The organism is Andreprevotia chitinilytica DSM 18519 (genome assembly GCF_000711875.1).
In the GTDB taxonomy this organism is placed as follows: domain Bacteria; phylum Pseudomonadota; class Gammaproteobacteria; order Burkholderiales; family Chitinibacteraceae; genus Andreprevotia; species Andreprevotia chitinilytica.
This window is the reverse complement of record NZ_JONM01000026.1, coordinates 44,553-56,562: the sequence shown is the minus strand read 5'-3', so window position 1 is coordinate 56,562 and position 12,010 is coordinate 44,553. Positions and strand designations below refer to the sequence as shown.

Here is a 12,010-nt window from a genome sequence, read left to right as displayed (position 1 = left end):
ACTGGTCAACCAGACCGACTACACCAGCACCGGCTGGAACCCGACCAACGCCAGCCTGTGGACTGACCTTGGCGTGAGCAGCGGCGGTGCTACACCGACCCCGGCACCGACCGCAACCCCGACACCGAAGCCGACGGCAACGCCGGTACCGGTGACCGGCACGCCAGTGCCGACAACGGCCCCGACGCCGACTGCTACCCCGACCCCCGCGCCGACCCCGGCCACCACCTGCTACGCAGCGTGGAGCGCAACGCAGGATCACTACAACGGCGGCGACAAGGTCACGTTGAATGGCGTGAATTACGTTGCCAACTGGTGGACCAACGCCAATCCGTCGACCAACAGCGGCCCGAGCGGCTCCGGCAAGGATTGGACTGTGCTGGGCAACTGTGGCGGCGCAACGCCGGTACCGACACCGGTTCCGACCGCTACCCCGACACCGAAGCCGACCGCAACGCCGACACCTACCCCGGCTACGCCGACACCCGCTCCGACCGCGACCCCAGTCCCGACACCGACCCCGAGCGGCGTACCGGCCAGCTTCATGTACAGCCCGTACAAGGACGTGACCGTCAATACCGACTGGAACAACGATGAAATGCGCAGCACGGTGGCCAAGGGCACCGCGCAGGCCATCACGGTCGATATGCCGGCCAAGGCCACGACGCTGACTTGGGCGTTCGTTACCGGCGAGTGCGGTTCTTCCGCTGCATCGCCAGTGGGCGAAAACCTCGGCGGCATGCTGCCGGCTACGTTTGCGGCCACCAACGTGCCGTTGTTCACCGGTTCGGGCAAGAAGTACATCGTCTCCACCGGTGGCGCTGCGGGTGCGTTTACTTGCGCGACCGACGCGGGCTTCACCAAGTTCATCAACAACTACTACTCGGCCAATATGATCGGCGTGGACTTCGACATTGAAGCCGGTCAGACCCAGCAACAGGTCAATGATCTGGTGCAGCGCGTGATCACGGCTCAGAAGACGTGGCCGAACCTGCGTTACAGCTTCACGCTGGCTACGCTGGCGCAAAGCCCGAGCGGTTCTGCCGTTGCGGTCGACCAAGGTGCCAGCTCGCCGAACCCGCTGGGCAGCATGGGCATCATGGTCATGAATGCGATCAAGAGCTACGGCCTGACCAACTACACCGTCAACTTGATGACGATGGACTACGGCAGCCCGGCCAGCAATGGCACCTGCGTGGTCAGTGGTAGTCAGTGCCAGATGGGCCAGTCCGCCATCCAGGCCGCGATGAACCTGCATCGCTACTACAACCTGCCGTATAGCCAGATCGAAGTGACGCCAATGATTCTGGCGAACGACGTTGCTGGTGAAAACTTCTCCCTGACCGATGTGGACACCGTGTCCTCGTGGGTCAAGGCGAATGGCTTGGCAGGCGTGCACTTCTGGTCGTATGACCGCGATCAGTCCGGTGCCACGTTCACCAACCGCTTCATCTCTGCCCTCGGACTTTGATTCAGCGCTATTGCTGCTGATTCTGGTTTGAGAAAGCCGGCCCGCAAGGGCCGGCTTTTTTGCGTGCACGCTAGCCACGGTATGACTTGGATATCGATCAGCTGTATACCTGCGCGGTAGGCCCGCCTGAGTCTGATATGGCACCGATTTAGCGCATTGCCTGGCAGCGTTTTTCATTAATTCTTAAATATGCTTTCATTCTTGTTGGGATTTTTGAGTGAGATCGCCAATGGGTTTGGCAGTGAACGACCGTTTCAAACCGTGTTTGCTTGCGACGTTGCAACCCGCGATGTATTCATTACTAAGAAAGAATCTGCTTATATTTAGTCAGCATTTGGAAATTTACTTGAAATGAGTGAGGGATGGCGTTAGTCTGCGACCCATCCCCGCCCGTTACTTTGAGGTTCGTTCAAGCCATGCCGGAGTTGGCCGATCTGGCCCACCTGATCGAAGAAAGCGAACGGCTCACGTATGTCAATCCGCACAAGGCGCTGAGCCTGGCCGGACAAGCGAGTGAGCTGGCGCAGCAAGCCGACGATGCCACCATGGCGTCCAAGGCGTGGCGTCGCTATGGCGCGCTGCTGCTCAGCTTTGGCAAAGTGCCGGATGGCCAGCAGGCCCTCCTGAGGGCGTTGATGATTGCCGAGACCGAAGATCTGGTCGCGGAGCGTGGCGAGATCATCCAGGAGCTGGCGAGCGTCTATTACACGCTGGGCGAGTACGGCGAGGCGATTGCGTATTGGGGCGATTGTCTCGATCAGATGCACAACGCCGGCTTCATGCTCTCCACGCGTGTCTACGCTCATATCGGGCTTGGCCAGGTCTATTACGCGCACGAATCATTCCAGATGGCGCTGGCGCATCACCTCACCGCCGAAAAAATGATCACGCTGCAGCTCGATGTGGATTTGCGCTGCCGGGTGAAAATCAACCTCGCTGCCGACTACTACAAGCTGCACCGCTACGACGAAGCGCGTGAGCAACTGATCGCCGCGCAGCCGCTGGCGCAAGAAGCCGGCAACCAGGAATATCAGGGCGAAATTTTTGTTTATCTCTGCCATATCGCACTGGATCTGGGCGAAACGGTCTTGGCGCATACCTATCTCGCCCAGGCCGAATCGTTGCGACGCGCCTGGATGTGGGGCGAGACCTCGCAGCAGATCACACGCGGCCGGCTTCATCTGGCGGAAGGCGACCTGACCGAAGCGCGCGCCTGTTTCCTGGCGGCGCAGCAAAAGGCCGAGGACATGGGCTCGGCGCATGACATCTACCAAATCAACCGGCTACTGGCGAACGTGAGCCACCGGCTCGGTGACCCCCAAGCGGCAGAGCGCTATCATCGGCGTTATCAGGATGTATTCAACCGCATCGTCAGGCCGACGACGTTTGCACAACTGCGGGCACTGGAAGCACAACTCAGCTGCTAGCGGTCACCCAAGCAATCACCCAAGGCCTGCCAGGAGTGCTTCGCCATGCATGCCTTCACGTTTCACAATCCCACTCGCATTCACTTTGGCCCCGGCCAGATTGCACGCATTGCCGAAGAGATTCCTGCCGGCAGTCGCGTACTGCTGACCTATGGCGGCGGCAGCATTCATCACAATGGCGTGCATGCGCAGATTGCAGCCGCACTCGCTGGCCGCACGGTGATCGAGTTTGCCGGTATCGAACCGAACCCCGAGTTTGAAACGCTGAAACGCGCCGTTGAGTTGGGCCGTGCCGAGCGCGTGGATTGGGTGCTGGCCGCCGGTGGCGGTTCGGTGATCGACGGCAGCAAGTTCATTGCCGCGGGGATCACGCTCGATCCGGCCATCGACCTGTGGCAGATCGTCGGCAACCGCACCCCGCTGCATACCGCGACCCCGCTGGGCTGCGTGCTGACGCTGCCGGCCACCGGGTCGGAAAGCAACAACGCGGCGGTCATCACCCGGCGCGAAACGCAAGACAAACTCTCGTTCAAGAATGCGCTGGTGTTCCCGCGCTTCGCCGTGCTCGACCCGTCCGTGACGCAAACCTTGCCGACGCGGCAGGTCGCCAACGGCATCGTTGACGCCTTCGTGCACACCACCGAGCAATACCTGACCGTGCCCAGCGGCGCGGCGATTCAGGATCGGCTCGCGGAAGGCATCCTCTCCACCCTGATCGAAAACGGCCCGGTCACGCTGACTGACCCAGCGAACCCCGATGCCCGCGCCAATCTGGTCTGGGCTGCCAATCAGGCGTTGTTCGGGCTGGTGGGCATCGGTCAGGTCGTCGATTGGGCTACGCATGCAATCGGTCACGAGTTGACTGCGCTGCACGGCATCGATCATGCCCGCTCGCTGGCGCTGACCTTGCCCAGCCTGTTGCGTTACCGTCTGAAAGACAAAACGGCCAAACTGGCGCAATACGGCCGGCGCGTCTGGCGTTTGAGCGGCAGCGATGCCAGCGTGGCGGCAGGCGCCATCGACGCGACCGAAGCGTTCTTCGAGCATCTGGGCGTGCCGACACGGTTTTCCGCTTATCAGCTCGATGCCAGCGAAGTGGCAAAGGCCGTGCGCGAGCAGCTCACGCGGCATAACCGGCTCAAATTGGGTGAAGGCGGCGTGCTGACGCCGGACGATTGCGCCCGCATCGTCGCCATGGCGGTTTAGCTCCCTCGGCTTGCAGCGGGCGTTGCAGCGCAACAACGGATGCAAACGCCCATGTATGCTGGGCCGGTGAAGCGGTGGCCGAAGTGCTAAGCTTCGAATCCGCAGTACCGATTTCGCCATTTGTACCCATGCCCCAATCCGACCTTGAAGCCTTGCTGGAACGCGCGCGCAAGCTGGTTTACTCCCAGAGCGCCGATGCACTCGCCTTTGCGCGTAGCGCACGGGAACTCGCACGTTCACTGGGCGACGCGCCGGGCGAAGCCGAGGCGCTGAATATCTCGGCACAGGTGCTGTTCCTGTTTGGCCGGTATGGCGATGCCATGAACGAGATGATGACGGTCATGGACATCGGCAACACGCGGGACATCGGTATCCGGCATGGCGAAGCGCTGCAGCAGATCGCACGCAGCCACTACACCCAGGGCGATTACGACTCTGCCAGTGATTGCTGGTTTGCCTGCCTGGAGCTGCCAGCCAATCTCGTCGCGGAAGTTGACCGCGTGCGGGCCCACATCGGGCTGGGCCAAGTGATGTTCGCCCACGAGCAATACGAAAAAGCCCTGGCGCATCACCGCCGCGCATCCGAATTGGCCGAAGAGTGCGACAACGTGCAATTGACGGCCAGCAGCCTGATCAATATCGCGGTCGATCTGCAATATCTGGCGCATTTCGACGAAGCCTGCGCCGTGCTCAAACAGGCGCTGCCCTTGGCGCGAGCGGCGGAACACTACGAATTCGAAGCCGAAATCTACGGCATCATGGGCCAGATCCAGTTTGCCCGGGGCGATCTGACCAAGGCGCGCATGAGCTTGCGCGTTGCGCTCAAGATCAACCGGCTGCACACCAATCTGTGGGGCGAGGCCAATGACCTGTTCTGGCTTGGGCACTGCAGCCTCACCGAGGGCGAGCTGGATACGGCGCACGATGAGTTGTTGCGTGCCATGCATCTGGCCAAGGAAATGGGCGCGCAGAATCTGGTGGCCCGCATCCATCTGGCGCTTTCCACGCTGTATGTCGGGCTGGATCAACCAGAACGCTCGATTGAGCATTTGGCTGCCTATGACGGGTTGCAGCAGCAAATGAGCGAGCAAGTCAGTTCCAGCCGCTTTGCCAATATGGAGTTACGGTTGACGCAGTAAGGCGCCGATAGCCAAGGCAAGCGATCCGGCGCACCGGGCCGCACGCTTGGTCGCAGATTTTCCGCCGTTCGGCCAAATCAAGGATTCGCGCTTTGTGCGGGCCGGTTATGCTGTTCGGGTTTTCCCGATGCCTGCTTTGCGGTTGTGATCACAAGCGTCGCCAAGCCTCTGTTTGAACGGACCTTTTTCTCGCTACTTTCGCCAGCAATGAACGCCGACCCGGTTTCCTCCGCTACCGTCGATCAACTTAACCAGCGCGCCCGGGCGATGTATCGCGACCGGAGCGATGAAGCGCGTTCGCTGGCAGAAGCCGCCTGCAAGCAGGCCATCCAGCTCGATTACCACTTCGGCTACGTCGAGGGGCTGCTGAACCATGCCCGTGCGCTCTTGCTGCAGGGTGGGTATCAGGAAGCGATTGCGCTGATGCGCCATAGCCTCTTTCTCGGTGAGGAATATGGCTATACCTTGCACGTGGCCGAATGTCTGCAGGAAATCGCCCGCGCGCACTATGTGCTGGCCGAGTACGACACGGCGCTGCAGTATTGGTCGAGCTGTCTGGATGTGTCGCTCAACATCGAAGCCTACGAAGCCTATGTGCGCGCCCAGATCGGCATCGGCCAGCTCTATTTCGCCCACGACGATTTCCAGTCCGCCTACGACCATCACCTGAAGGCGCGTGATGGCTTCCAGCATCTCACCGATGACACTCTCAAGGCGGCGGTGCTGATCAATCTGGGGGTGGACCTGCATCGACTGGGCCGTTTTGACGATGCGCTGGAAGAACTCAATGCGGCGCACGAACTGTTGCGCCGCACCCCACATCTTGAATACGAAGCCGATACGCTGAGCGGCATCGGCGCGGTCTATCTGAGCAAGCACGAGCTGGAGCATGCCGAGCGCTATCTCGAACAAGCGCTCGATATCAACCGCGCCCACGGCAATCTGTGGGGTGAGGCCGCCAATCTGCTGCTGCTGGGCAAGCTCGAATTCGCACGCAAACATGAAGGCCGCTCCGCCAGCTTGTTGCAGCTGGCGCTCACGCAAGCCGAGTCGATTGGCGCGGCCCATCTGGTGTATCAGATCGAAGAGCAGCTCAGCTTCACCTTCGAAGGGCTGGGCGATGTGCAGCGCTCGTTACACTACTACCGGCGCTATCACGCCGGTTATGTGGCGATCCTGCGTCAAGCATCGCCATACAAACTGCATTTGATGGAAATGCGGCTGGAAGTCGAAAAAGCCCGGCTGGAAAACGCCAATCTGCGCCAACAAGGCGCGACGCAGCGCCGCGAATTGCAACGGGCTGAAAAGCTGGCGATTCAGGATGCGCTCACCGGGGTGCTGAACCGGCGCGGCATGGATACGTTGGGCGAGCAGATGTTTGCGCGAGCGCGTGAGGACAGCCAGCCGATCACGGCGCTGATGATCGACATCGACCACTTCAAGCGTGTGAATGATCGCTTTGGTCATGGCTTGGGCGATACCGTGCTTCGCCAGACCGCCGCCTTGCTCAAATCCGGCTGTCGGCAGGACGATCTGGTGGCCCGCTATGGCGGCGAGGAGTTCCTGATCATGCTGCCGGGCCGCGATTGGCATGGCGGTGTCGAATTGGCCGAGCGCCTGCGCAAGCTGGTCGAGAGCTGGCCGTGGAGCCGTATCCACCCTGATCTGGTGCTCACCGTCAGCGTGGGCGTTGCCGATCGGATCGCCGATATGTATCTGGTCGAGTTGCTTGAGCGCGCCGACCGGCAGCTCTATCGCGCCAAGGCGGGCGGGCGCAATCAGGTGATGGTTGATCAGCCACGGCATTGAAGCTGGCTGTGCGGGGCGCTGTTTCCGTAAGGGATGACGGTTTTTGCCCCCTCATGTCCACCGGACCGGGCAGAGGCGTTTTACATGTCCTCATTTTGTGCAGTTTGCGGCGTGCTGCCCGGTGCGCGTCGCCATTCCGGGTTTTGTTCGCCGGCGCAATTCACCCGCATCTTGGCCGATCTCCCTAAAACCCCAATCAAATTGGGCCTTTAGGCGAAGTAAATTCCGGTAAAATCCCATCTTTAGCAGCATTGCGAGATTGCCTGCCATGGCAGACCACACCGCCGCCAGCCTCCCTCACGCCGCCGAGCGCCTGCGCGAAATCCCTTACAACTACACTTCGTTCTCTGATCGCGAGATCGTGATCCGCCTGTTGGGCGACGAAGGTTGGCGGGTGCTCGACGAATTGCGCCAGCAACGGGTGACCGGGCGTTCCGCGCGGATGTTGTTCGAAGTGCTGGGCGACATCTGGGTGGTCAAGCGCAATCCCTACCTGCAAGACGACCTGCTGGAGAACCCGAAGCGGCTCAAGATGCTCGTCGATGCCATGCGCCACCGCTTGGCCGAGATCGAAAAGCGCCGTCAGGAAAATCCGCAGGTTGGCTTCCTGGTCAGCCGTGCCAAGGTCGCCGTCGACGCGTTCGAGCAGGAATTCCACGAAGTCGCCGTGTTGCGCAAGAAGGTGATGAAGCGCATGAGCGCGCATACCCGCCGCGACAATATCTGCTTTGATGGCCTCGCCCGCGTGTCGCACGTCACCGATGCTACCGACTGGCGCGTCGAATACCCGTTCGTCGTACTCGCCCCGGATACCGAAGAAGAAATGGCCCCGCTGGTGGCCGCCTGTATCGAGCTGGGCCTCACGGTGATTCCACGTGGCGGTGGTACCGGCTACACCGGTGGCGCAGTCCCGCTCACACCGCTATCGGCCGTGATCAACACCGAAAAGCTCGATCGCCACAATGGCGTCGAATTCATCGAGATTCCGGGTCAAAGCAAAAAAGTCGCCACCATCCAGTGCGGCGCGGGCGTTGTGACCCGCCGCGTGATGGAAGCCGCCGAAGAGGCCGGTCTCGTGTTCGCGGTCGATCCGACTTCTGCTGATGCCTCGTGCATCGGCGGCAACGTCGCGATGAACGCTGGCGGCAAGAAAGCCGTGTTGTGGGGCACCGCGCTCGACAACCTCGTCAGCTGGAAAATGGTCGATGCCGATGGCAACTGGAAGTTCATCGAGCGGCTCGACCACAATATGTCGAAGATTCACGACGCCGAAAAAGCCACCTTCCGCGTCACCACTTACAAGCCGGATGGCAAGACCAAGCTGTCCGAAGGCGTGCTATCGATTCCGGGCAAGAGCTTCCGCAAGGAAGGTCTGGGCAAGGATGTCACCGATAAATTCCTGTCCGGCCTGCCGGGTGTGCAGAAGGAAGGCACTGACGGCCTGATCACCAGCGCGCGCTTTGTGCTGCATCGCATGCCGGCGCACGTGCGTACCGTCTGCCTGGAATTCTTCGGCGAAGTCAGCCGTGCCGTGCCGTCCATCGTCGAGATCAAGGATTACCTCGACGGTCACCCGGATGTGCAGCTGGCGGGGCTGGAACACCTCGATTGGCGCTATGTGCGCGCCGTCGGTTACGCCACCAAGGCCAAGAGCAAAGGCCGGCCAAAGATGGTGCTGGTGGCCGATCTGGTCTCGGACAACGAAATCGCCGTCGGTGAGGCTGCATCGCAAGTCGTGCGCCTTGCCAATGCACGTAGCGGCGAAGGCTTCATTGCCGCCAGTGCCGAGCAGCGCAAGAAATTCTGGCTCGACCGTGCCCGTACCGCCGCCATCGCCAAGCACACCAACGCCTTCAAGATCAACGAAGACGTCGTGATTCCGCTCGGCCGCCTGGGCGAGTATTCGGATGCCATCGAGCGCATCAATATCGAGCTGGCGATCGACAACAAGCTGGAGCTGCTCGAGAAACTGAACGATTTCTTCGAGCAAGGTGTGTTGCCGGTTGATTTTGCGGATTCGCCGCTGTCGCGCGAGGCGTTGGTCGGCGACCGCCGCGTTGCCGCGCTGGAGCTGATTGCCCGTGCGCGTACCCACTGGCAGTGGATTCGCACTCACCTCGACGATGCGTTCGAGGCGTACACCGCAGCCTTCCCGACCATGCCGCTGGAAAAGCAGCTTTCGGCCGAAGAGCAGCCGCAAAGCGTGTTCCTGGCACTGCGCGATTTCGTGCTGCGCGTGTCCTGGAAGCGCGAACTGCTGACCGATTTCGAAGCGATGTGCTCCAGCCGCAACGACAAGCCGCTGCTGGATGCGGTGCTGGCGATCCACCAGCAAGTGCTCAAGGGCCGCACCTGGGTGGCGCTGCACATGCATGCCGGCGACGGCAACGTGCACACCAACATCCCGGTGAATTCCGACGATTACGCCATGCTGCAACGCGCCCACAACGCCGTGGCGCGCATCATGCAGGTGGCGCGTGATCTGGATGGTGTGATCTCGGGCGAACACGGCATCGGCATTACCAAATACGAGTTCCTCACCAAGGAAGAACTCGCACCGTTCGAGCAATACAAGCAGCTGGTCGACCCGAATGGTCACTTCAACAAGGGCAAGCTGCTGGCCGGGGCTGACCTGACCAACGCCTACACGCCGTCGTTCAGCCTGCTGGGCGCGGAATCGCTGATCCTGGAGCAATCGGATATCGGCGAAATTGCCGATTCGATCAAGGATTGCCTGCGTTGCGGCAAGTGCAAACCGGTCTGCACCACGCATGTACCGCGCGCCAACTTGCTGTACAGCCCACGCAACAAGATTCTGGCGACAGGTTTGCTCACCGAAGCCTTCCTGTACGAAGAACAGACTCGCCGTGGCGTATCGCTCAAGCATTTTGACGAGCTGGGCGATGTGGCCGATCACTGCACGGTCTGCCATCGCTGCGTGAATCCATGCCCGGTGAAGATTGACTTCGGCGATGTATCGGTCGCGATGCGCAATTTCCTGCGTAAGGAAGGTCAGAAGAAATTCAACCCGGTGACCTCGCTGGGTATGACTTTCCTGACGATCAAAGACCCGGCCACGATCAAGCTGATCCGCAAACTCACCATCGAGTGGGGCTACAAAGGGCAACGGCTGGCGCACAAGCTGGCCAAGAAGTTGGGCCTGCTCAAGCCCTTCCTGAAGCAGCCGCCGACCACGCTCGGCACGCCGCCGATCAAGACGCAGGTCATCCACTTCATCAACAAGCCGATGCCCGGCAAGTTGCCAAAGAAAACTGCTCGCGCGCTGCTGGATGTGGAAGACGCAGCGACCATCCCGGTGATCCGCAATCCGGCCCAGGCGATGGAAGAACAAGAGTCGGTGTTCTACTTCCCCGGCTGCGGTTCGGAGCGCCTGTTCAGTCAGGTCGGGCTCGCTACGCAGGCCATGCTCTGGCATGTCGGCACCACCACGGTCTTGCCGCCGGGCTACCTGTGCTGCGGCTATCCGCAGACATCGGCCGGGCAGGCCGACAAGGGCGACAAGATCACCACCGATAACCGCGTGCTGTTCCATCGCGTCGCCAACACGCTCAATTACCTCGATATCAAGACCGTGATCGTGAGTTGCGGCACCTGTATGGATCAGTTGCAGAAGTACCAGTTCGAGCAGATTTTCCCCGGCTGCCGCCTGCTGGATATCCACGAATACCTGATGGAAAAGGGCGTCCACCTCGAAGGCGTGGCCGGTACGCGCTACATGTACCACGAGCCATGCCACACGCCGATGAAGCAGTACAAAGGCATCGAAGTGGCCAATCAGCTGATGGGTACGCAGGTCGATCTGAACGATCGTTGCTGCGGCGAATCGGGGACGTTCGGCGTTTCCAAGCCGCAAATCGCTACGCAGGTTCGCTTCCGCAAGGAAGAGGAGATGCGGGCCGGTGCTGAGAAATTGCGTAAGGAATCGGGGGCGGAGACGCCGGTCAAGGTGCTGACCTCCTGCCCATCCTGCCTGCAGGGCTTGCAACGCTACAACGACGATTCCGGCACCGAAGCCGATTACATCGTGGTCGAAATCGCCAAGCACGTGCTCGGCGCGGACTGGATGCCGGACTATGTCGAGAAAGCGCGCAACGGCGGCATCGAGCGCGTATTGCTATAAATGCTGTGGTTGCGGTAATTCCCGATTCACGTTCGGGATAAGGATGGGGGCATGACTGCAAAGTTATGCCCCCGTTGTTTATCCGCTCGGCTTGTTAAATAATTCAGGCCAAATAAGGGCCTGCTTACGTTTATTTCGCGGCTGCGCTGGGCCAGAAAAAGGCCAGGCACTAGGCGTGCGACGACGGCAATAACCGGTTATTACCTAGGAGTACAACAACGTGAATGGCCTTTTTCTGGCCCAGCCCTGCGGGTTTGGGGGATTTCGGGCGGATCGCCGTGTCGTGAATCGCTTGTGGTGTAGACACCACGGCTCGCTCCACGACCCAACGCTACGCCCGAACTACCCCAAACGCAGCCGTGAAATAAACGTAAGCAGGCCCTAGGAAATGACCATGCACTTCGAATGTGCGTTATGTCAGGAGTCTGGAGGAGAAATACTCGGCGAAGACGCGCTGTGCCGCGTCGTTCTCGTCGATGAACCCGGTTATCCCGGTTTTTGTCGGGTCATTCTCAATCGGCATGTCGCGGAAATGAGCGATTTGTCCGAAAGTGAACGGGCAACATTGATGCAACGGGTGTTTGCCGTTGAGACGGTAATCCGGGATACACTGAATCCAGACAAGATCAATCTCGCGAGCTTGGGCAATGTCGTGCCGCATGTGCACTGGCATGTGATCCCGCGCTGGCGGGACGATCGGCATTTCCCGAATCCGATCTGGACGGCGCCAAGCCGGCCAGACGCTGTCGTGTCGGTAACCCCGGCCCAGCTCGCAGAGTTGCAACAACGTATTGGCGCTTTGTTTTAGAGCCTAAAG

The 12,010-nt window shown here is 60.5% G+C and carries 6 protein-coding genes and 1 pseudogene; all 7 read left to right on the top strand.

From position 1 onward, the window contains the following. Nucleotides 1-1,471, top strand: a pseudogene (locus tag BR41_RS24955) (hypothetical protein); the annotation flags it as partial. Nucleotides 1,472-1,833: 362 nt separating this feature from the next. After that, nucleotides 1,834-2,898, top strand: a complete 1,065-nt coding sequence (locus tag BR41_RS19350; protein WP_169741335.1) for a tetratricopeptide repeat protein — start codon at nucleotides 1,834-1,836, stop codon at nucleotides 2,896-2,898. Between the two features lie 45 nt (nucleotides 2,899-2,943). Continuing rightward, on the top strand, nucleotides 2,944-4,104 hold the full coding sequence (locus tag BR41_RS19345) for an iron-containing alcohol dehydrogenase (RefSeq protein ID WP_035060348.1): 1,161 nt from the start codon (nucleotides 2,944-2,946) through the stop codon (nucleotides 4,102-4,104). A gap of 128 nt (nucleotides 4,105-4,232) precedes the next feature. Continuing rightward, nucleotides 4,233-5,243, top strand: coding sequence for a tetratricopeptide repeat protein (locus BR41_RS19340; protein WP_156970801.1), 1,011 nt, complete (start codon nucleotides 4,233-4,235; stop codon nucleotides 5,241-5,243). 207 nt (nucleotides 5,244-5,450) lie between these two features. After that, on the top strand, nucleotides 5,451-7,052 hold the full coding sequence (locus BR41_RS19335) for a tetratricopeptide repeat-containing diguanylate cyclase (protein WP_035060344.1): 1,602 nt from the start codon (nucleotides 5,451-5,453) through the stop codon (nucleotides 7,050-7,052). A gap of 268 nt (nucleotides 7,053-7,320) precedes the next feature. Then, nucleotides 7,321-11,193, top strand: a complete 3,873-nt coding sequence (locus BR41_RS19330) for a DUF3683 domain-containing protein (protein ID WP_035060341.1) — start codon at nucleotides 7,321-7,323, stop codon at nucleotides 11,191-11,193. 388 nt (nucleotides 11,194-11,581) lie between these two features. Continuing rightward, complete coding sequence (locus tag BR41_RS19325) at nucleotides 11,582-12,001, top strand: HIT family protein (RefSeq protein ID WP_035060338.1); 420 nt, start codon at nucleotides 11,582-11,584, stop codon at nucleotides 11,999-12,001. Nucleotides 12,002-12,010 lie beyond the last annotated feature (9 nt).